At 71.7% G+C, this 20,613-nt stretch carries 22 protein-coding genes and 1 pseudogene; 13 read left to right on the forward strand and 10 right to left on the reverse strand.

The window, feature by feature from the left end:
- Positions 1-68: 68 nt before the first annotated feature.
- The 3 genes and pseudogenes from OG906_RS13975 to OG906_RS13985 all read right to left on the reverse strand — a co-directional run bounded on the left by OG906_RS13975 (position 69) and on the right by OG906_RS13985 (position 3,196).
- Positions 69-977 (reverse strand): N-acetylneuraminate synthase family protein, encoded by a 909-nt coding sequence (locus OG906_RS13975; protein WP_267796822.1) that lies wholly within the window; start codon positions 975-977, stop codon positions 69-71.
- A 396-nt stretch (positions 978-1,373) separates the two neighbouring features.
- Positions 1,374-1,811, reverse strand: a pseudogene (locus OG906_RS13980) (acylneuraminate cytidylyltransferase family protein); the annotation flags it as partial.
- On the reverse strand, positions 1,808-3,196 hold the full coding sequence (locus OG906_RS13985; protein WP_329442948.1) for a DUF6716 putative glycosyltransferase: 1,389 nt from the start codon (positions 3,194-3,196) through the stop codon (positions 1,808-1,810). The pseudogene OG906_RS13980 and the gene OG906_RS13985, both read right to left, overlap by 4 nt.
- A 176-nt stretch (positions 3,197-3,372) precedes the next feature.
- Here OG906_RS13985 and OG906_RS13990 point away from each other — a divergent pair, with 176 nt between their 5' ends.
- Both OG906_RS13990 and OG906_RS13995 read left to right on the forward strand, forming a co-directional pair.
- A complete protein-coding gene (locus OG906_RS13990) occupies positions 3,373-4,347 on the forward strand; it encodes a glycosyltransferase family 2 protein (RefSeq protein ID WP_329442950.1) in 975 nt (324 codons plus the stop codon).
- Positions 4,344-5,672, forward strand: coding sequence for a polysialyltransferase family glycosyltransferase (locus tag OG906_RS13995; RefSeq protein ID WP_329442952.1), 1,329 nt, complete (start codon positions 4,344-4,346; stop codon positions 5,670-5,672). The genes OG906_RS13990 and OG906_RS13995 overlap by 4 nt, the downstream gene beginning before the upstream one ends.
- 41 nt (positions 5,673-5,713) lie before the next feature.
- On the opposite strand, the gene leuE is transcribed toward OG906_RS13995, so the two are convergent.
- A complete protein-coding gene (gene leuE / locus OG906_RS14000) occupies positions 5,714-6,358 on the reverse strand; it encodes a leucine efflux protein LeuE (protein WP_329442954.1) in 645 nt (214 codons plus the stop codon).
- Positions 6,359-6,788: 430 nt separating this feature from the next.
- Positions 6,789-7,049, reverse strand: coding sequence for a hypothetical protein (locus OG906_RS43615; protein ID WP_443067379.1), 261 nt, complete (start codon positions 7,047-7,049; stop codon positions 6,789-6,791).
- On the opposite strand from OG906_RS43615, the gene OG906_RS14005 reads away from it, so the two are divergent.
- Positions 7,048-7,668: a L,D-transpeptidase family protein gene (locus tag OG906_RS14005; RefSeq protein ID WP_385643396.1), complete on the forward strand. Its 621-nt coding sequence runs from the start codon at positions 7,048-7,050 to the stop codon at positions 7,666-7,668. The genes OG906_RS43615 and OG906_RS14005 overlap by 2 nt on opposite strands.
- A gap of 180 nt (positions 7,669-7,848) precedes the next feature.
- On the opposite strand, the gene OG906_RS14010 is transcribed toward OG906_RS14005, so the two are convergent.
- Complete coding sequence (locus tag OG906_RS14010) at positions 7,849-8,868, reverse strand: hypothetical protein (RefSeq protein WP_329442958.1); 1,020 nt, start codon at positions 8,866-8,868, stop codon at positions 7,849-7,851.
- Positions 8,868-9,623 carry an RNA polymerase sigma factor gene (locus OG906_RS14015; protein WP_329448022.1) on the reverse strand — a complete coding sequence of 252 codons (756 nt, stop codon included), beginning with the start codon at positions 9,621-9,623 and terminating at the stop codon, positions 8,868-8,870. The genes OG906_RS14010 and OG906_RS14015 overlap by 1 nt, the downstream gene beginning before the upstream one ends.
- A gap of 329 nt (positions 9,624-9,952) precedes the next feature.
- Here OG906_RS14015 and OG906_RS14020 point away from each other — a divergent pair, with 329 nt between their 5' ends.
- The 10 genes from OG906_RS14020 (at position 9,953) to OG906_RS14065 (ending at position 17,330) form a co-directional block, all read left to right on the forward strand.
- Positions 9,953-10,579 (forward strand): 2-oxo-4-hydroxy-4-carboxy-5-ureidoimidazoline decarboxylase, encoded by a 627-nt coding sequence (locus OG906_RS14020; RefSeq protein WP_385643401.1) that lies wholly within the window; start codon positions 9,953-9,955, stop codon positions 10,577-10,579.
- A 152-nt stretch (positions 10,580-10,731) separates the two neighbouring features.
- Positions 10,732-11,112, forward strand: coding sequence for a succinate dehydrogenase, cytochrome b556 subunit (gene sdhC, locus OG906_RS14025; protein WP_267796753.1), 381 nt, complete (start codon positions 10,732-10,734; stop codon positions 11,110-11,112).
- A 5-nt stretch (positions 11,113-11,117) separates the two neighbouring features.
- On the forward strand, positions 11,118-11,600 hold the full coding sequence (locus tag OG906_RS14030) for a succinate dehydrogenase hydrophobic membrane anchor subunit (RefSeq protein WP_329442960.1): 483 nt from the start codon (positions 11,118-11,120) through the stop codon (positions 11,598-11,600).
- Between the two features lie 23 nt (positions 11,601-11,623).
- Positions 11,624-13,378 (forward strand): succinate dehydrogenase flavoprotein subunit, encoded by a 1,755-nt coding sequence (gene sdhA, locus OG906_RS14035; protein ID WP_267796757.1) that lies wholly within the window; start codon positions 11,624-11,626, stop codon positions 13,376-13,378.
- Positions 13,378-14,145 (forward strand): succinate dehydrogenase iron-sulfur subunit, encoded by a 768-nt coding sequence (locus OG906_RS14040; RefSeq protein WP_053682828.1) that lies wholly within the window; start codon positions 13,378-13,380, stop codon positions 14,143-14,145. Before sdhA ends, OG906_RS14040 begins: the two co-directional genes overlap by 1 nt.
- Positions 14,146-14,267: 122 nt before the next feature.
- Positions 14,268-14,783, forward strand: coding sequence for a hypothetical protein (locus OG906_RS14045; RefSeq protein WP_329442964.1), 516 nt, complete (start codon positions 14,268-14,270; stop codon positions 14,781-14,783).
- A 94-nt stretch (positions 14,784-14,877) separates the two neighbouring features.
- A complete protein-coding gene (locus OG906_RS14050; protein WP_329442966.1) occupies positions 14,878-15,639 on the forward strand; it encodes an alpha/beta fold hydrolase in 762 nt (253 codons plus the stop codon).
- A 103-nt stretch (positions 15,640-15,742) separates the two neighbouring features.
- On the forward strand, positions 15,743-16,147 hold the full coding sequence (locus tag OG906_RS14055) for a hypothetical protein (RefSeq protein WP_267825881.1): 405 nt from the start codon (positions 15,743-15,745) through the stop codon (positions 16,145-16,147).
- Positions 16,148-16,152: 5 nt separating this feature from the next.
- Positions 16,153-16,578, forward strand: a complete 426-nt coding sequence (locus OG906_RS14060) for a thiol-disulfide oxidoreductase DCC family protein (RefSeq protein ID WP_329442973.1) — start codon at positions 16,153-16,155, stop codon at positions 16,576-16,578.
- On the forward strand, positions 16,560-17,330 hold the full coding sequence (locus OG906_RS14065) for a TetR family transcriptional regulator (RefSeq protein ID WP_392899372.1): 771 nt from the start codon (positions 16,560-16,562) through the stop codon (positions 17,328-17,330). Before OG906_RS14060 ends, OG906_RS14065 begins: the two co-directional genes overlap by 19 nt.
- Positions 17,331-17,370: 40 nt before the next feature.
- Here OG906_RS14065 and OG906_RS14070 read toward each other — a convergent pair whose 3' ends face one another.
- From OG906_RS14070 to OG906_RS14080, 3 genes are all read right to left on the reverse strand, one after another.
- Complete coding sequence (locus OG906_RS14070) at positions 17,371-18,933, reverse strand: ABC transporter substrate-binding protein (protein ID WP_329442977.1); 1,563 nt, start codon at positions 18,931-18,933, stop codon at positions 17,371-17,373.
- Positions 18,934-19,021: 88 nt separating this feature from the next.
- Positions 19,022-20,353, reverse strand: coding sequence for a metallophosphoesterase (locus tag OG906_RS14075; protein ID WP_329442979.1), 1,332 nt, complete (start codon positions 20,351-20,353; stop codon positions 19,022-19,024).
- Positions 20,350-20,595 carry an SCO4848 family membrane protein gene (locus tag OG906_RS14080; RefSeq protein ID WP_329442981.1) on the reverse strand — a complete coding sequence of 82 codons (246 nt, stop codon included), beginning with the start codon at positions 20,593-20,595 and terminating at the stop codon, positions 20,350-20,352. The genes OG906_RS14075 and OG906_RS14080 overlap by 4 nt, the downstream gene beginning before the upstream one ends.
- Positions 20,596-20,613 lie beyond the last annotated feature (18 nt).

Genomic DNA, 20,613 nt, shown 5'->3' on the forward strand with positions numbered 1-20,613 from the left:
CCTCGTCAGGTGCGGGGGTACCGCGCGCGCCGGGACCGCGGGCCGCGCCGGGGGGCGGAGCGGAGCGGTCAGACCGCCGTGAGGTCGCCCTGGAAGCGGCGGAGCTTCTTCATGGGGGCCAGCTCGGACTCGTAGACGCGCTTGACGCCGTCGCCGAGGGCGGTCTCGATGGTGCGGATGTCGCGGACCAGGCGGGTCAGGCCGCCCGGCTCGACGGAGGCGGCCTGGTCGGAGCCCCACATCGCCCGGTCGAGGGTGATGTGGCGCTCGACGAAGGTGGCGCCGAGGGCGACGGCGGCCAGGGTGGTCTGGAGGCCGGTCTCGTGGCCGGAGTAGCCGATGGGCACGTTGGGGTACTCCTCCCGAAGGGTGTTGATCACCTTCAGGTTGAGCTCCTCGGCCTTGGCCGGGTAGGTCGAAGTGGCGTGGCAGAGAAGGATGTTGTCGCTGCCGAGCACCTCGACGGCGTGCCGGATCTGCTTGGGGGTGGACATGCCGGTGGACAGGACGACGGTGCGTCCGGTGGCGCGCAGCGCGCGCAGCAGTTCGTCGTCGGTGAGGGAGGCGGAGGCCACCTTGTGGGCGGGGACGTCGAACTTCTCCAGGAAGGCGACGGCCTCGGTGTCCCACGGGGAGGCGAACCAGTCGATGCCTCGCTGGGCGCAGTGCTCGTCTATGGCCAGGTAGTCGGCCTCGTCGAACTCGACGCGGTGGCGGTAGTCGATGTAGGTCATCCGCCCCCAGGGGGTGTCGCGTTCGATGTCCCACTGGTCGCGCGGGGTGCAGATCTCCGGGGTGCGCTTCTGGAACTTGACGGCGTCGCAGCCGGCTTCGGCGGCGGCGTCGATGAGCGCGAAGGCGTTGCCGAGGTCGCCGTTGTGGTTGATGCCGATCTCGCCGACGACGTAGACGGGGTGACCGGGACCGGCGGTGCGCGAACCGAAGCTGCGGAGGCGGGAGTTGGCGGTGGCGCTCATGTCAGGTGACGTCCTTCGAACGGTGCGTGCGGGTACGGGGTTCGGGTCGGGGCGTACGAGGGGCTGTGGTTCGGGGTGGGGTTCGGGTCCGGGGCGGGCATCGGGTCCGGGTTCGAACAGCGGGGCGACGAGACGGGCCCGGGCCAGGTCGTGCGGGTCGTCGATCTCCAGCACCCGCGCCGGGTCGGTGGCGACGGGCAGGGTGCGGCCGAAGAAGCGGTGCCGGGCGGCACGGAACCCGGCGGCGGCCATCGCGTAGGCGGCGCCGGTCTCCAGGAGGTCCTGGGGGCGGTCTTGGCGGCGGGGCCGGTGGGTCGTCTCGTGGTTGACCCCGAGGCCGGTGCCGTCGGCGTCGGCCCGCCAGAGGAAGCCGTGGAAGGGGGCCACGGTCAGGGCGGAGTCGGCGGCGCCCGAGGCGACGGCGGCGGCCACGGACTCGACGTCGGAGGGGGTGAGGAAGGGGCTCGTGCACTGGACCAGGAGGACCACGTCGACGGTGACGGAGTGGAGTTCCTCGAACGAGTCCAGCGCGTGCAACAGGGCGGCCTCGCTGCTCGCGGTGTCCCCGGAGAGCGCGGCGGGGCGGCGCACGGCGTGGGCCCCGGCGGACCGGGCCGCCCGTGCGATGGCCTCGGAGTCGGTGGAGACGAGCACGTCGGTGACGGTCGGCGCGGCCAGGCAGGCGCGTACGGCCCGCGCCACGAGGGGGGTCCCGCCGACCTGGGCGAGGTTCTTGCCGGGGACGCCCTTGGAGCCGCCGCGGGCGGGGATCACCGCGAGCACCCGGGACCCGGGGGCTGCGGCGTGGGGCCGGGGCGCCCGGCGGGTGCTCACAGCTCCCCCAGGCGTCGGATCACGGGGGCCACCCGTTGTACGCCGTGCCGGTAGGCGCCCCGCGCGGCCTCGCGCAGGTGCCCGCGAAGCCAGCGGCGGGCCGGGGACAGCCCCGCGTCCCGTCGGACGGCGCCGGGCAGCGGGGTCCCGTCGGGGGCGAGGTGGTGGCGGGCGAGGATGCCGGGGAGGTATCCGGGGGCGGTGACCGGGGTGTAGTACGGGGCGACGGGCGGGAGTCGGTCCCGTCCCAGGAGGTCGGCGAGTCGTGCGCGGGCGGCGCGGAACGGGTCGGCGGCTCCGGGCGCGGCCGTGGAGGCGTCCCGTGCGGGGGCGCCCGGGCCGGCGATCGGGGCGACGCCCTGGTCGGCCAGCCAGGCCGGGTTCGCCCTCGGCAGCAGCCCCTCGTCCAGTTGGTCCCAGGAGGCCAGGCAGCCGGAGCCGAGGAAGTGGTGGTTGCCGAGCGCCTCGCGGATGCCGAGGTCGGTCAGGACGGCGGTCGGGATGCCCCGGTGCAGGGATTCCAGGGCCGCGGTGGAGGACACCGTGACCAGCAGGTCGGCGTCGTCCAGTACCTCGCCCATGTTTCCGTACACCAGGCGGCAGTTGGCGGGCAGGCCGCCCGGCAGGCGGTCGGCGAGCCGCTGGTAGGGGTGCTCCTCCAGGTGCGTGGTGTGCTCCCCGGGCCGGCTGCGGAGTTTGACCGACACCTGCCGGTCGGGGTGGCGCCGGGCGTGTCCGGCGGCCCGTGCGAGGAGGTACGCGCGGTCCGCGCGGCTCTCCGGCACGGAGGGTTGGACGGCGAAGACGACCGTCCGGGCGCGGCCCGCGTCGGGCACGTGGGGGGCGCCTCCCAGGAAGGGCAGCGCGGTCTCGGTGACGGCGTCCGGATCGGCGCCCACGCCCTCGTACACAGCACGGAAACGGCCCGCGTCGTGACGGGAGTTGGCGAGGACGAGGTCGGCGCCGTGCCGCAGCAGCAGACCGTCGGCGAGCTTCTCGTAGACGACTCCGACGTAGCCGGTGACGAACACGGGGCGTGCGGCCGGGTCGGGCCACAGGGCGCGGGCTCCGTGCAGGACGGCCTGGACGGCGCCGCCGACGAGGGCGAGGACGACCACGTCGTGGCGGTCGCGTCCGGGGGCGATCTCCGCGAGGAACTCGGCGCAGGTCACCTCGGTCGGCCCGGCGTCCGTTCCCGCGCCCGTCTCCACGCCCACCTCGCCGAGTTGGCGCGCGGTGGGGGTGGCCCGGCCGCGCAACAGGTATCCGGTGGGGAGGTGGTCGGGTGCGAGGCGGCGCGCGGTGAGGGCACCCCATTTCCACCGCGTGTCGGAATCTGCGAGTACGGCGATGCGTCGATCGCCACGACTGCTACTGGCTGGCACCCGGCCGAAGTTATTCCGCATTTCCGGTGATCGGCCCAACGAGCGCACAACAGCTGGTTAACAACCCGTCGACGAAACGCGAAAGCGGACGGGTTAACGCGCCCGCCCCGCGTCGTTCACACGGAATACGCGCCCGGGTCACGGTGAATGACGGACGGCGCCCTAATGTCTCGCTGGTGGTCAAGCTCTCTGTCGTCGTGCCGTTCTTCAACGTGCAGACATACGCCCCGGATGCCCTGAAAAGCCTCGCCCTCAATGCTCGGGAGGACTTCGAGTTCCTGCTGGTCGACGACCGGTCGACGGACGGGACGCCCGAACTGTTGGAGCGGGCCGCCGCCGAGTTGCCCGGCGCGGTGTTCCTCGGACGGGACGAGAACGGCGGCCTGGCCACCGCCCGCAACACCGGGTTGGACGCGGCGCGCGGCGAGTACCTCGCCTTCCTCGACGGGGACGATTGGCTGGCGCCCGGCCACCTGGCCCGCACGGTGGCCGCCATCGAGGCCCTGAACTGCGATTTCGTCCGTACGGACCATGTCCAGGTCACGGGGCGGGCGCGCAGTGTGCAGCGCGTCCCGTACGGGCCCGAGGGGGTCGTGGCCGATCCGCGTTCCGGGATCCTGCCGGCCGGGCGGGCCACGGCGGTGGACTATCCGTTCGCCTGGGCGGGGATGTACCACCGGCGGCTGTTGGACCGGGGTCTGCTGCACTTCACGGACGGGTTGCGGACGGCGGAGGACCGGCCGTGGATCTGGCGGCTGCACCGGGAGGCGAGGTCCTTCGCGCCGGTCGGATTGCCGGGGGTTTTCTACCGGCGGGGCATTTCCACCTCGCTGACCCAGATCGGCGACGAGCGTCAACTCGATTTCATTCGCGCATTTGATCAAGTTCTTTCGGAGGCGGCAGCCGACCGGGAATCCGATCTGCTGCTCCCGAAAGCCGTTCGCACATATTGCGCCATCATCGCGCACCACATCGGATCCATCGAAAGGTTCGAACCGGCCGTGGCCAGAAAACTCCGCGCGGTGAGCGCGGCAGCCCTCGCGCGGATGCCCCGCGCGGTGTTGGAGCAGGCCCTGGACTCGATGGACACCGAGCGCTCCACGCTGCTGCGCCGGCTGCGCCGCCGCGGCCCGGCGGGAGCCGCCGCGTGAACGTCACCCAGATCTTCCTCGCCTCCACCCCGTACGGTGCGGCGACGCTCGCGGCCGGCGTCGACGCGGGTGTCTTCCCGCCCGCCGGCCGGCGGATCCTGCTGACGAGCAACCACTCCGTCACCCCCGAGGTCACCCCCGGGCTCACCGCGATGCCGGGGTTCGACGCACTGCGCCGACGCTTCGACGAGGTGCGCGACTGGAACGCCTTCATCGCACCGCAGCACCCGGGCACCTGGACCCCGCGCGCCGAGGACGTTCCGTTGTGGGAGCGGCAGTTGAGGGCCTCGTGGGGGCTCGGGGAGGACCGGGTCGAACTGGTCGTGGAGTCCCTCCAGGTGCCGCCGGCGCAGGGCCTGTGCCAGGTGTTCCCGGGCGCGGCCGTCGACGTGTACGCCGACGGGCTGATGAGTTACGGCCCGACCCGCGTCCGGCTCGACCCGCGGATCGGGATGCGGGTGCGGCGGGTCCTGCACCTGGACCTGGTTCCGGGGCTGGAGCCGTTGCTGCTGACGGAGTTCGGCGTGCCGGCGGAGTCGGTGCCCGCGGCGGACTTCCTGAAGGTGCTGGCGGAGCTGACCTCGTACGGGGAGCCGCCGGCGGACGTGGGCGGGTCCCCGGCGGTCCTGTTGGGCCAGTACCTCGCGGCGTTGGAGCTGATGTCCGCGGCGGAGGAGGAGGACCTGCACGTGGAGATGGTGCGGGGCGCGTACGCCCGGGGCCATCGGGAGCTGGTCTTCAAGCCGCACCCGAGCGCGCCGGCGGCGTACTCGCGGCGGGCCGAGGAGGAGGCGCGGCGGTTGGGGGCGCGGCTGACGGTGATCACGGAGCCGGTGTTGGCGGAGACCCTGTACGAGCGGCTGCGGCCGGCGCTGGTGGTGGGCTGCTTCTCGACGGGCCTGTTGACGGCGTCGACGCTGTACGGGATTCCGGTCGCCCGGACCGGGACGGCAGCCATGCTGGAGCGGTTGACCCCGTACGAGAACAGCAACCGGATCCCGTTGGTCCTGGTGGACGCGCTGCTGCCGGACCTCGCGGCGGCGGACACGCCGCCCCGGGTCGACGACCTGCCCGCCCTGGTGGCGGCGGTGGGCTTCGCGATGCAGCCGCGCGTGCTGGCGGAGCGGCGGGCGGACGCGGAGCGCTACCTGGCCGCGCACCCGACGGCGGACACCGCGCGGTACTTCAGGCGCCGTCGGCTGACGGCGCTGGCGTTGCCGGGCGGGGTTCCGGCGCGGCTGTCGTTCCTTCCGCGCAACCCGCTCGTGCGCCGGGCGGGCCGTCGGCTGCTGCGCCGGTTCCCGGTGCTGCGCCGGCTGCGCTGACGCCCGGCGCGTCAACCGATCCGGCTCCGCGCCGCGGTCGCTCAGCCCGTGGCGAGTTTGGCGGCGAAGCCGAGGAAGAGGACGCCCGCGGCGGAGGTCGCGCCCGCGGAGAGCCGCTTGCGGCGGCGGAAGGCCGCCGACAGTCGGGTGCCGGTGAAGATCAGGGTGGACAGGTACAGGAAGCTGGCGAGCTGCGACAGCGTGCCGAGGAGCAGGAAGGACAGGGCGGGGTAGGCGTACCCCGGGTCCACGAACTGCACGAAGAACGACAGCAGGAACAGGATGGCCTTGGGGTTGAACAGGCTGACCACCAGCGCCCGCCGGTAGGGCCGCTCGTCCGCCGCGGCGGGTTCGGCCAGCGCCTCCTCCTGCCGCTGCGCACGGTCGCGCCACATCCCCCACGCGGCCCGCATCATGCCCACGGCGAGCCACGCCAGGTAGCCGGCCCCGAGCAGTTTCACCACCGTGAACACCACCGGGCTGGCCTGGAGGAGCGCGCCCGCGCCGGCGGCGGTGAGGACCATCAGGACGGTGTCCCCGGTGAACACGCCGGAGGCGGCCTTGTACCCCTCCCGCACCCCCTTGCGCGCCGCGACGGACAGCACGTACAGCGAGTTCGGTCCGGGGAGGAGGACGATCAGGACAAGGCCCGCGAGATACGTCGGCAGATCGGTGACACCCAGCATTCCGCGAGTGTCCCACGCCGGTCCGAACGTCCGACAGTCATTTCGCCGCCGCCCGTCCCGCACGCCACGGGCGCCGTGTACTCCCTGGGAACGGCGTTCCGGACGGCGCCCCTCGGAGCCCGCCCCTCGATCACGTGTTCCCTCCCCCGGGGAGCCCGCGAGCCGCGGCGGGACGGCTCGGGCGGCCGGGGCGCGGATCGCCGTCGATGTCGACATCCGGCGGGGTCGGTACGCGCCACGCGACGCGGTCCTTCGTGGAAGCGACCGGCCCCGGACTGATACAACCTCCCCCAGCCGATGCCCGGGGCGCCGGCGCCGCGATGGCCGCTGGTCACAATGCCGCAACATCCCGCGGGCGCCCGCAACTCTCCATGGCCGTGAGGCATCACCTAGTTACACAACGCTGAAATCGGGGGACCGCAATGCCACGTCAGAGAGTCTTGATCCGCACGCTCGGGTTGGCCACCGCCGTCGCGCTCGCCGCGACCGCCTGTGGACCGCAGAAGTCGGAATCCCCGGGTTCCGCCTCCTCGGCTCCGTCGGCGTCCACGGCGGCGCCGTCCCCTTCCGCCTCGTCCTCCGGCTCGGACGACAAGCCCGGCAGCCCCTCGCCGTCGGCGTCGCCCTCGTCCTCGGCGTCGGCTTCCCCCTCGGCCTCCGCCTCGCAGTCGCCCGCCGTCCGGCCGATCATGGCCAACGGGGACGAGAGCGAGCAGATCCGCGAACTCCAGGCACGACTCAAGCAGCTCAAGCTGATGTCGGTGGCGCCCACCGGCTTCTACGGTTCGAAGACGACCGCCGCGGTGAAGACCTTCCAGTCGGGCCACGGCCTGCCGGCGACCGGTTCGGTGGACGACGCGACCTGGAAGAGCGTCCAGCGGGCCAGCCGCAAGCCGACCGCCGCGGAGCTGCGTCCGCCGACCACCATCGAGGTCGACACGCCGGACCCGCGGTGCATGCAGGGCCGGGTGATGTGCATCAGCAAGGAGAGCCGGACCCTCGCCTGGATGATCGACGGCAAGATCGTCTCGTCGTTCGACGTGCGCTTCGGGTCGGAGAACACCCCGACCCGCGAGGGCGAGTTCAAGGTCGAGTGGAAGGCCAAGGACTGGACGTCGACGATCTACCACACGCCGATGCCGTACTCGATGTTCTTCAGTCAGGGCCAGGCGGTGCACTACTCGTCGGACTTCGCGGCCCGCGGGTACTCCGGCGCCTCGCACGGCTGCGTGAACGTCCGCGACAAGGGGAAGCTGGCGGCGCTGTTCGACCAGGTGAAGGTGGGCGACAAGGTCGTCGTCTACTGGTGATCCGCGAGCGCGGCGGGGTCTTGAAGTAAAGGGCGCGGGCAGGGCCGGGGGAACGTGCCCCGCCCGCGCCGGTTGCGCAGAGCCCAGAGGTACGGGGGGAACCCCGGCTCATGCGCGGCCGATGACCAGTCGGCTCGATATGTACTGCGCCGGCGATTCGAAAAGTGTTACAGCGGTGGTTCAGCTCTTCGTGCGGAAGCCGAGCGCGCCGCCCGGGTCCAGGGTGGGCGACTGCGGAACGGTGGCCCCGTCGTTGCTTCCGGGACCGCTCTTGGTGCCGTCGGGGCCGTCCAGGAGGGCCTCGCAGAAGCGCGCGATGTTGGCCCGGTTCTTGGCGAGACGGATCAGGTGGTCGCGCCGTTCGCCGACGATGTGCCCCATGCGGTACTCCTCGCACAGGTCCCTGGCCGCCCGCACCCTGCCCTCGCGCTCGCGGTCCTTGCCGCCGCCGGCGGGAGTGGAGGTGCCGAAGCCCTTCTCATCGGGCCGCTCGTCCGCAGTGTCGTCCGTGCCGACGGGGCCGGAGCTCGTGGCGATGGGGCCCGCGGTCGGTCCCCCCACGGTCTCGGGGGTCATGCGTGACCCGCCGTCCGGGGTCGCCGAGACGCCGGGGGCGCCGGTGCCGGCCCCGCCGCCGTCCCGCATCGGGGTGGTGGGACGCGGTTGCGGGGCGGTGTGCGTCGGGCCCACGAGGTCGCCGGACGCCGTGGGGTCCGAGTCCGCGCCGACCGAGACGCTCGGCAACGGGCCCGCCGCCTCGTGCGAGGGCCGGTCCAGCAGCCCGGTGCCCACGGTGGCCGCCAGCCCGCCGACGGCGACGCTGGCCAGGGCGGCCGCCAACCCCAGCCGCACGGGCGCGCCGCGTCGCCGCGGCGCGGGCACGCGGATGCGTACGGGCGGTGCGGGGACCAGGTCCACCAGGACGTCGCGTGCGCCGGTCGGATCGGCGTCGGCGCGGGCCGTCGGGCTCGTCCCGGGCCGGGCGACGCCGTGGGCCGCGCGGAACGCGGCCAGGGCCGCGGCCTCGCCGGGCAGCTCCAGCCCGGGGGCGAGCGGTGGGGTCAGCGCGTCGAGCGCCGTGCGCAGTCGGGCCGCGGCGGCCCGGTCGCGCGGGTCGGCCTCGGGGCCCAGCGGTGGTTCTCCGCGCAGCAGTCGGTCCGCCGCGGCTCTGTCCAGCCACCTGTCGCGCTCGTCGGCCATCACATGTCCTTCTGCGTCCGCCAACGTGAATGCGTCACACCGGTTTGTTCTACGAGGCCCCCGCCGCGGCCGCGCTGCGCCGGTACGGCGTCGAGATCTCGTACGCCCCCACCGCCCCTGGCCTGGCCCTCGGCATTATGACCGACCCGCAGGCCGGTGCCCGCTTCCGGATCGGACAGCACGAGGGCGCCGGGATCGACGCCGGCCTCGGCGCCCAGCAGTTCGGCGAGCTTCTTCAGGCCCCGGTGCGCGGCGGTGCGCACCGCGCCCGGGCGCTTGCCGAGGGTCTCGGCGGCGCTCTTGGCGTCCAGGCCCACGACCACCCGCAGGACGACGGCCTCGGCCTGGTCCTGCGGGAGCTGGGCTATGAGCGCCATGGTGAGGCCGGTGGAGAGCGACTCCATGGCGGCGCCCGCCGTGTCGCAGTCCGCGGCGCGTCCGGTCAGTTCGCTCTCGTCGCCCCCGATGGCGGGCCGCCGTCCGCGCATGCGGATGTGGTCGAGGGCCCGGTTGCGGGCGATGCGGGCGGCCCAGCCGCGGAAGCGGTCGGCGTCGCCGGTGAAGGAGTCGAGGTCGCGGGCGATCTGCAGCCAGGCCTCGGAGGTGACGTCTTCCGCGTCGCCGTCGCCGACGAGCGTGCGTACGTATCCGAGCAGGCGTGGGTGCGCGGCGCGGTACACAGCACGGAACGCGTTCTCGTCGCCGTCCTGTGCCGCGAGCACCGCGGCGGTCAGCTCCGCGTCGTCCCCCAGCAAAGTCCCCAACCCGTTCACTGTCCTGTACGTGTGGCGCAAATCCGCACGTTACGGCTTTCAAGTACCTCTCGTCCACGAGTTGTACAGCCGGCAACCAACCCTGTGCGGAGCGGGGTGTGACACAAAACGCATCCGGGGCGCTGACAGGGATACGGGCTTGTCGCACGAGTCCGTGTCGGACGGCGACCGGGGCCTCTCCTGTGGGGGGTGGCGGCCTCGGTCGCCTTCCCCTCTTCGGGCTGGTCATACACGCCGGACGTCATCCTTTCGGCTCACTTACGGGTGAAATCCCCGAATGGGTACGACACACCCTGCCTTGCCTCGCTAGCGTGGCGACACACCCACGCCACGCCCCGAGGAGCCCCCCGCTGTCCAGCCACCTTCCGGCACAGGTTCGTGGCGGCTCCGACCCTTCCCACGGATCCGGGCTGACGCGGTTCAACGCCCTCTCGCCCGAAGCGGCGCACGCGGCGCTGTCGTTCTGCTGCGGAAGCCGGCGCTGGGCGCACCGGATGACCGCGCACCGACCGTATCCGGACATCGCGTCGCTGTTGGCCGCGGCCGACGAGGCCTCGTACGACCTCTCCCAGGCCGACCTGACGGAGGCCCTGGCCGGCGAGGCCTCGGCGGAACTCGGCCACGGGGCCTCCTACGCCGCCCGGCTCGCCCTCGACGCGGCCCGGGCGGAGTACGAACGAACCTTCGGGCACGCCTTCGTGATCTGCCTGGACGGGCACCCCCCGGAGGAGCAGGCGGACCAGCTGTTGGCGGCGATCCGCCGGAGGATGGCTCACGAGGTGGACGAGGAACGCTCGATCTCCGCCGACGAGCTTCGTCGGCTCTCCCGGGCCCGACTCGCCGGTCTGTTGGACCGACTGCCCGCCCTGTTGGACCGACTGACCTCGACCGATGGGCTGTCTGCGGCCGATTTCGGGCTATTCGCCCCTGTGGGATAGTCCGTCCGTGCCTGTTTGATCACACCGATGGACCCGGCGCAAGGGAACCGACAAAGCGTCGCTACGATGTCCGGGGCCGGAGGACCGTACCCGGCCGGGCCCGACCGACAAAGAAGCCGGCTGGCCCCCGCCCCGCTTCCGGAGGGTTTTCCGTGCCGGCTGGAACGTTGTACCGCGGCCGGGAAGGAATGTGGTCCTGGGTGGCTCATCGAGTCACCGGCGTCCTCATCTTCTTCTTCCTGTTCGTACACGTCCTCGACACCGCTCTCGTCCGCGTCTCCCCCGAGGCGTACGACGATGTCGTGGCTACCTACAAGACTCCGATCGTCGCGCTGCTGGAGTACGGCCTCGTGGCCGCAATCCTGTTCCACGCGCTCAACGGTCTCCGCGTGATCGCCGTGGACTTCTGGGCCAAGGGCCCGCGCTACCAGAAGCAGATGCTCTGGTCCGTCGTGGGCATCTGGGTCGTCCTGATGGTCGGGGCCCTGTACCCCGTCCTGGGTCACGCCGCAGCCGAACTGTTCGGGAAGTGACGCGCATGTCTTCTGACACTTCTTCGCCCAAGGTCATCGGTGACGTGGAGGGCGTGTCCCTCTACGACGTCGAGAACCCGGCGCCGTACATCGAGGCCCCGCGCAAGCGCACCGGCAAGACGCCGCGCTCGACCCGCGGCAACTTCGAGATGGTCGCGTGGCTCTTCATGCGCCTCTCGGGCATCGTCCTGGTCGTGCTCGTCATCGGCCACCTGCTCATCCAGCTGGTGCTGGACGGCGGCGTCTCCAAGATCGGTTTCGCCTTCGTGGCGGGCCGCTGGGCGTCCCCGTTCTGGCAGGTCTGGGACCTGCTGATGCTGTGGCTGGCCATGCTGCACGGCTCCAACGGCCTGCGCACGGTCATCAACGACTACGCGGAGCGCGCCAACACGCGGCTGTGGCTGAAGGGCCTGCTCTACACCGCCACGGTGTTCACCATCCTTCTGGGCACGCTGGTGATCTTCACCTTCGACCCGAACATCCGCTAGGCAACGGGGCTGAGGCGAAACCAATGAAGATCCACAAGTACGACACCGTCATCGTCGGAGCGGGCGGCGCGGGCATGCGCGCCGCCATCGAGTCGACGAAGCGCAGCCGCACCGCGGTGCTGACGAAGCTCTACCCCACCCGCTCCCACACGGGCGCCGCGCAGGGCGGCATGGCCGCCGCGCTGGCCAACGTGGAGGACGACAACTGGGAGTGGCACACCTTCGACACGGTCAAGGGCGGTGACTACCTGGTCGACCAGGACGCCGCCGAGATCCTGGCGAAGGAGGCCATCGACGCGGTCCTCGACCTGGAGAAGATGGGCCTGCCGTTCAACCGCACCCCGGACGGCACCATCGACCAGCGCCGCTTCGGCGGGCACTCCCGCAACCACGGCGAGGCGCCGGTCCGCCGGTCCTGCTACGCCGCGGACCGCACGGGCCACATGATCCTCCAGACGCTCTACCAGAACTGCGTCAAGGAGGGCGTGGAGTTCTTCAACGAGTTCTACGTCCTGGACCAGCTCCTGGTCGAGGAGGACGGCGTCAAGAAGTCGGCCGGCGTGGTCGCGTACGAGCTCGCCACCGGCGAGATCCACGTGTTCCAGGCGAAGTCCGTCATCTACGCCTCCGGCGGCACCGGCAAGTTCTTCAAGGTGACCTCCAACGCGCACACCCTCACGGGTGACGGCCAGGCGGCCTGCTACCGCCGCGGCCTTCCGCTGGAGGACATGGAGTTCTTCCAGTTCCACCCGACGGGCATCTGGCGCATGGGCATCCTGCTGACGGAGGGCGCCCGCGGTGAGGGCGGCATCCTCCGCAACAAGGACGGCGAGCGCTTCATGGAGAAGTACGCGCCGGTCATGAAGGACCTCGCGTCCCGTGACGTCGTCTCGCGCTCCATCTACACGGAGATCCGCGAGGGCCGCGGCTGCGGTCCCGCCGGGGACCACGTGTACCTGGACCTCACGCACCTCCCGCCGGAGCAGCTCGACGCGAAGCTCCCGGACATCACGGAGTTCGCGCGCACCTACCTGGGCATCGAGCCGTACACGGACCCGATCCCGATCCAGCCCACCGCGCACTACGCCATGGGCGGCATCCCGACCAACGTCGAGGGTGAGGTGCTGGCCGACAACACCACCGTCGTGCCGGGCCTGTACGCGGCCGGCGAGGTCGCCTGTGTCTCCGTGCACGGCGCGAACCGCCTCGGCACCAACTCGCTGCTGGACATCAACGTCTTCGGCAAGCGCTCGGGCATCGCGGCGGCCGCGTACGCCCACGCGCACGACTACGTCGAGCTGCCGGAGAACCCGGCGCAGCAGGTCGTCGAGCTGGTCGAGCACCTGCGCAACTCCACGGGCCACGAGCGGGTCGCCGACCTGCGTCTGGAGCTCCAGGAGACGATGGACGCCTGCGTGATGGTGTTCCGCACGGAGCAGACCATCAAGACCGCGGTCGACAAGATCGCCGAGCTGCGCGAGCGCTACAAGAACGTGTCCGTGCAGGACAAGGGCAAGCGCTTCAACACGGACCTGCTGGAGGCCATCGAGCTGGGCAACCTGCTCGACCTGGCCGAGGTCATGGCCGTGTCCGCGCTCGCGCGCAAGGAGTCCCGCGGCGGTCACTACCGCGAGGACTACCCGAACCGCGACGACGTCAACTTCATGCGCCACACCATGGCGTACCGCGAGGTCGACGACAACGGCACGGACTCGGTCCGTCTCGACTACAAGCCCGTCGTCGTCACCCGCTACCAGCCGATGGAGCGTAAGTACTGATGGCCACCCCCACCCTGTCCAAGACGGACGAGATGGAGGCGGCGGCCGCCGCCTCGCCGTTCATCACGGTCACCTTCCGGATCCGCCGCTTCAACCCCGAGATCTCGGACGAGTCGCAGTGGCAGGACTTCCAGATCGAGATCGACCCGAAGGAGCGCGTGCTCGACGGTCTCCACAAGATCAAGTGGGACCTCGACGGCACGCTGACCTTCCGTCGCTCGTGCGCGCACGGCATCTGCGGCTCCGACGCGATGCGGATCAACGGCAAGAACAGGCTCGCCTGCAAGACGCTGATCAAGGACATCAACCCGGAGAAGCCCATCACGGTCGAGGCCATCAAGGGCCTCACGGTGATGAAGGACCTCATCGTCGACATGGAGCCCTTCTTCCAGGCGTACCGGGACGTCATGCCGTTCCTGGTCACCAAGGGCAACGAGCCGACGCGCGAGCGCCTGCAGTCCGCGGAGGACCGCGAGCGTTTCGACGACACCACCAAGTGCATCCTGTGCGCCGCGTGCACGTCCTCGTGCCCGGTGTTCTGGAACGACGGCCAGTACTTCGGCCCGGCGGCGATCGTCAACGCGCACCGCTTCATCTTCGACTCGCGCGACGAGGCCGGTGAGCAGCGGCTGGAGATCCTGAACGACAAGGACGGCGTGTGGCGTTGCCGCACGACGTTCAACTGCACGGACGCGTGCCCCCGTGGCATCGAGGTCACGAAGGCGATCCAGGAAGTCAAGCGTGCCCTGATCACGCGCCGCTTCTGATCCGACGCCCTGCCGCCGCGGGCCCGTACCCCCTCTCCGGGGGTGCGGGCCCGCGGCGTTCGGGCACCGTTTCGCGGACAGGGGGGCGCGGGCCGCCGGCCGGCTGTGGAAGGATCGTGCGCATGAGCGAGCAGCAGCCGAACCCGTACTCCGGCGACCCGGGCGCCGAGGGCCCGCAGGACGACTACAGGTGGGGCCCCGGGAACCCCGGTTACGGCTACCCGCAGCCCTACTCGGCGTACCAGCCCACCGTCGGGGGCGGGATACCGATGGGCGCCCCCGGTTACGGCGCCGGCGGGGGGACCCTGTCCCTCGGCGACATCACCGTCTCGGGCGACCAGATCATCACCCCGGCGGGCACGATGCCGCTCAGGGGCGCGGTGTGGAACGCCATGGACATGTCCCGCACCGAGGAGAAGATCCCGACGCACGCGATCGTGCTGGCGATCTGCTTCGCGCTGTTCTGCCTCGTCGGCCTGTTGTTCCTGCTGATGAAGGAGAAGGTGACCACGGGCTACGTGCAGGTCACCGTCACCAGCGGCGGCCGCCACCACTCCACGATGATCCCGGCGACGGACGCGTACACCTTCCAGTGGGTCATGGGCCAGCTCAACTACGCGCGCTCGCTCAGCATGTGACGCGACGCCCGGGGCCCCGCGCCCCGGGACGACCGCTCGCCCGGCGCCCGATATCCGGTGGTGGCGCGGCGGGCGGGGGCGCGAGGATCGGGGCATGATCCTCGCGCATGATGTGGCCGGCCCCCACGACGGGCCGGCCTTGGTGTTGTTGCACTCCTCCGTCTGTGACCGACGCATGTGGGACGGGCAGTGGGCCCCCCTGGTCGAGGCCGGGTTCCGGGTGGTCCGGCCCGACTTCCGCACCTGTGGCGAGTCCCCCGCCGCCACGGCCCCGTACAGCGACGACGGCGACGTGCTCGCCCTGTTGGACGCGCTCGGCATCCGGCGGGCCGCCTTCGTCGGCTCCTCGTACGGCGGCCGGGTCGCCCTGCGGCTCGCCGCGCACGCGCCCGAGCGGGTCCGCGCCCTGGCCCTGCTCTGTCCGGCCCGGCCGGCGCACCGGCGGGGAGCGGCCCTGACGGCCTTCAACGCCGCCGAGGCGGCCCTGTTGGAGGCCGGCGACCCGGAGGGCGCGGCCGAGCTGAACGCCCGCCAGTGGCTCGGCCCGGACGCCGACGGGGCGGCGCACGCCCTGGTGCGGGACATGCAGCTCGCCATCCTCCGGGCCGGGCTGAACGCCGACGGGAAACTCGAACTCCCCGAGCCGCCCGTCGATCTCGCCGGCATCACGGCACCCGTCCTCGCCGTGGGCGGCGCCCACGACATCCCCGACTTCCGCGACTTCCCCGCCGAACTGCCGTCCCTGGTCCCGGGTGCCGAGCACGTGGAGCTGTCCTGGGCGGGTCATCTGCCCTCGCTGGAGCGGCCCGAGGAGACGGCGGCGCTGCTGCTGGGGTGGGCGGCGCTCCGGTCCTGACGTACGGCCGGGAGCGGACCCGACCGAAGGCTTGAACCTGTTCAAAAATGGGTCTACAGTCATGGACGTCAGCAGTTGAACACGTTCAAGGGGGCTGAGGGCAATGGACCTCACCGTGGTCGCGTACGTCATCTACCTGGTCATCAGCATCGGGCTCACCATCTGGGTCGCCCGTACGCTCACCCGCAACGGCCGGGTCTTCATCGCCGATGTCCTCCAGGGAAACGAGAAGCTCGCGGACGCCGTGAACCACCTCCTGGTGGTCGGCTTCTACCTCGTGAACATCGGTTTCGTGACGCTCTACCTCCGCTCGGCCGAGACCATCACCGAGGCCCGCGGCCTCTTCGAGGCCCTGTCGGTGAAGCTCGGCGTGGTCCTGCTCGTCCTCGGCGTGATGCACCTCGGCAACGTGTGGGTCCTCAACAAGATGCGCCGCCGGGGCATCATGGAGCGTCAGCAGACCCCGCCCGTCGCCCCCCAGGGCTGGACCGCGCCCGCCCGGGCCTGATCCCGATGACCGAGACGACCGCCCCGACCAAGCACCTGACGGTGCTGTACGACGCCGGTTGCCCGCTCTGCGTCCACATCCGGCACTGGCTGCTGGGGCAGCGGTGGCTCACGCCCCTGTGGCTCGTCCCGGCCGGGTCCTACGAGGCCCGGCGCCTGTTCCCCGGTCTCGACCACGAGGAGACGCTCCGCCGGATCACCGTGATCGGCGACCGGGGCCAGGTGTGGACCGACACCGACGCCTTCATCGTGTGCCTGTGGGCCCTGGCCGAGCACCGGCCCAAGGCGAACTGGCTGGCCACCCCGGCCGGCCGGCCGTTCGCCCGGGCGGCGATGCACACCGCGTCCGCCTGGCGATCCGCGGTCCGTACCAACGGCGAAGCGGAGCCCGGGGATGCGGCCTGTGACGACCGATGCGCCGTACCCCGATAAGGTCGGACACCGTGACTGATCAGAAGGCTCCCAAGAGCGAGCAAACCCGCACGCTCATCCTCGAAACCGCGCTCCGGCTCTTCCAGGAGCGCGGCTTCGACAAGACGACCATGCGGGTCATCGCCAAGGAGGCGGGGGTCTCGGTCGGCAACGCGTACTACTACTTCGCCTCGAAGGAACACCTGGTCCAGGGGTTCTACGACCGGATCGGCGCCGCACACCAGGCGGCGGTCCGGCCCATCCTGGACAACGAGAGCGACTTGCAGAAGCGGCTCGCGGGCGTACTGACGAGCTGGCTGGACATCGCCGCGCCGTACCACGAGTTCGCCTCGCAGTTCTTCAAGAACGCGGCCGACCCGGAGAGCCCCCTCAGCCCCTTCTCCCCCGAATCGGAACCGGCCCGCAAGGCCGCGATCGACATGCACCGCGAGGTGCTGGCGGGCGCGAAGACGAAGGTGCCGGACGAACTGGCCGACGTGCTGCCGGAGCTGATGTGGCTCTCGCAGATGGGGCTGGTCCTGTACTGGGTCTTCGACCGCTCGCCGGACAGCGAGAAGACCCGCCGGCTCGCCGAGCGCGGCGCGCAGCTGACGACCCGCGGCATCATCCTGGCGCGGTTCCGGGTGCTGCGGCCGCTGGTGCGGGAGGTGCACGAGCTGTTCGCGGACTTCCTGCCCGGCATGGCCCAGACGGCGGTGTCCCGCAAGCGCGCCTCGGACCCCGACCCCGCTCCCGACTCCGGGAAGGGGTAGGGGTCCGACGCCGTTCGGGGCGTCACCCCGGAACGGGGCACTACAGCCAGTCCAGGTCCCACAGGCGCCAGACGCCGGTGCCGTCGGAGAGGTACTGCGCGCCGGTGACGGCCTCGCGGGACATCACGTAGTCCTTCTTCTGCCAGATCGGCAGCATCGGCACCTGCTGCGCGACGATCCGCTGGAGCGCGCGGAAGTCGTCCGCCGCCTCGCCCCGGTCGGAGTGCGCCTGCGTACGGGTGATCAGCGCGTCCACGGCCTTGTCGGAGAAGCCGTTGTTCATCGTGGACCCGGCGCCGACGAGGGGCGCGAGGAAGTTGTCCGCGTCGGGGAAGTCGGCGATCCACCCGACGGTGTAAGCGTCGAAGTCCCCGGCCGCGTACTGCTTCTGGAAGTCCTCCCACTTGGCGACCGCCTTGACGTCCACCCGGAAGAGACCGGTGGCCGTGAGCTGCTTGGCGATCGCGTCGGCCTCCGCGAGGTTCGCGCCGCGCTCGTTGGCTCCCAGGCTGATCGGGACGGGGGTGGCGACGCCCGCCGCCTTGAGGATCTTCCTGGCCGTCGCCGTGTTCGGAGCCGGCCAGGTGTCGAAGAACGGCGTGCTGTGCGAGGCGACACCGGCCGGGACCAGGGAGTAGAGCGGGGTCACCGTGCCGTGGTGGACCTCGCTCGCCAACTGCGAGCGGTCCAGGACGGCCGCCACGGCCTGCCGGACGGCCGGCTTCGCCGTGGTCGAACCGGGGCGGACGTTGAAGACGAGGTTGCGGGTCTCGGTGCCCCCGGAGGCCTGGTACCGGGTGTCCTCCAGGCCCGGGTTGAGGGCCGCGAGCACCTCGGGCGGCATGTCCCGGTGGGCGACCTCGATCCGGTGGTCGCGCCACGCCCGGTCGAGCCCGGCGGAGTCCGCGAAGTACTTCACCGTGACGGGCGTGCGGGCCGGTTTCGCCTGGCCCGTGTAGGCGGGGTTCGGCTTCAGCTCGGCGCTCTCGCCGGCCGTGTACGCGCCGAGCACGTACGGGCCCGAGCCGTCCACCTTGCCGTCCCGGCGCAGCGCCCCGGCCGGGTACTTCTCCCGGTCGACGATCGACGCGGCGCCCGTGGCGATCTTGAAGGGGAACGTGGCGTCGCGCCCGGACAGGTTGAAGGTGACCGTCCGCCCCTCGGCCTTGACCGACTCCAGGGTGTTGAAGAGCGGCGCCGGGCCCTGCTCGGAGTTGATCTTCTTGATCCGGTCGAAGGAGTGCTTGACGTCCTGCGCCGTGATCGCGCGTCCGCCCGAGAACTTCGCGTCCGGGCGCAGCTCGCACTGGTACGTGGTCAGCTTGCCGCCGATGAACCGGCAGGCGGAGGCCGCGTCCGGGACGGGGGCCTCCGAGCCCGGCTTGACGGTCAGCAGCGACTGGTAGACGTTGCCGAACAGGGCCCAGGAACCGGCGTCGTAGGCACCGGCGGGGTCCAGGTCGGAGACGACGTCGCTCGTCCCGACCCGGATGGCGGTGCCCCGGCCGTTGCCCTCGGCGGGGAGCAGTTGCCAGGCGGCGACACCGCCGCCCGCCGCGAGGACCAGAGCGGCCGCGATCACCTTCGAGCGGACTGACCGCATCCCCTGCACCCCGATATTCGAACCCGGTATCCGACTATCGGGCACTCAATCATGGAAATTCGGCCACGGGAAGACCTGTTATGCCTGGTCAGGCCTGATATGAGGCGAGTTCGACCACGGTGATGTCGGACGGCGCGCCGACGCGAACAGGCGGCCCCCAGGCTCCCGCGCCGCGGGACACGTACAGCTGTGTGTCGCCGTACCGTTCCAGGCCGGCGACGGTCGGGTTGGCGAGCTCGGCGAGGTGATTGCCGGGCCAGAGCTGACCGCCGTGGGTGTGCCCGGACAGTTGGAGGTCGACCCCGTGCCGGACGGCGTCGTGGATGACGATCGGCTGGTGCGCGAGGAGGACGGCGGTCCGGGACCGGTCGCGGTCACCGAGGGCCGCCCGGAAGTCGGGGCCGTGGCCCTCGCTCTCGCCCGCGACGTCGTTGACCCCGGCGAGGTCGAAGTACGGCAGGGCGCGGCGCGCGTTCTCCAGGGGCTGCATCCCCAGTTCCCGGACGTGCTCGACCCACTGCTCGGCCCCCGAGAAGTACTCGTGGTTGCCGGTGACGAAGAACGAGCCGTGCCGGGCCCGGAGGTCGCGCAGCGGTTCGGCGGCCCGCCCCAGGTCGGGCACGCTCCCGTCGACCAGGTCGCCGACGACGGCGATCAGGTCGGGCTGGGTGCCGTTGACGGCGTCGACGACGCGCCGGGTGTGGGCGCTGCCGAGGATCGGCCCGAGGTGGACGTCGCTGACGACGGCGATCCGGAAGCCGTGCGCGGCGCGGGGCAGCTTGGCGAGCGGTACCCGCACCCGCTTCACGCGGGGCCCGCGCAGCACGCCGTACGTCCCGTACCCGACCGTCGCGAGGGCGGCCGCGGCCGCGGCGCCGCCGACGGTCCGCGCGACGAACCGGCGCCGGGTGAGGACGGCGGCGTCGAAGGCGGGTTCGGTGGCGGTGGCGGTGGCGGTGGCGGGGTCGGCGGCCGGCGCCGGGGCGGGCGGGTCGGGCTCCGCCGTCGGATCCACCGGGGCGGAGGCCGGGGTGGAGGCATCGGCGGAGGCATGGGCGGAGGCCGACGCGGGGACCGGGACGGGGGCCGGCGCGGCCCGCGGCGTGACCCGGCGGAGCCAGACGGCCCGGGCCACTTCCCCGACGAGCATCGCCAGAGTCAGGTACAGCAGCACCGCCAGCCACATGAACCCCGGCCACGCCACCGCCTGCTGGAGCCGGAACGGCGCCCCGGCGCGCCCGGCGACCAGGGCCGCGACGGCCGTGAGCGGCAGGACGAAGGCCAGGGCGGTCCCCGCCCGGCGCGGCAGACCACCCGGCCGGGTGGTGTCACGGACCAGGCGGACCCACAGCCAGCGGTGGACCAGGGCCAACAGGCCCAATACGGCGAGCGCGACGAGCGCGACCACGATTACGGTCATCGTGATTCACGCCGCAGCGCGCGCAGGGAACGCAACCCGATCACACCAATGGCCGTCCCCAGGAGAAAGGACGCCACCGCCAGTCCACAGTGGACCCAGAAGTAAGTCGTAGGGTCACCGGCGGTGTCGAAGGCCAGACCGCTGCCGTTCTTCCACAGGTTCCGGACGAAGGACACCCAGATGATCCAGCTCCACACTCCGAAGGCGAGCAGGAACCAGGAGGCGGTGCGGCTGAGTTTCATGTCCCCAGTATCGGATTC

The organism is Streptomyces sp. NBC_01426, from assembly GCF_036231985.1.
In the GTDB taxonomy this organism is placed as follows: domain Bacteria; phylum Actinomycetota; class Actinomycetes; order Streptomycetales; family Streptomycetaceae; genus Streptomyces.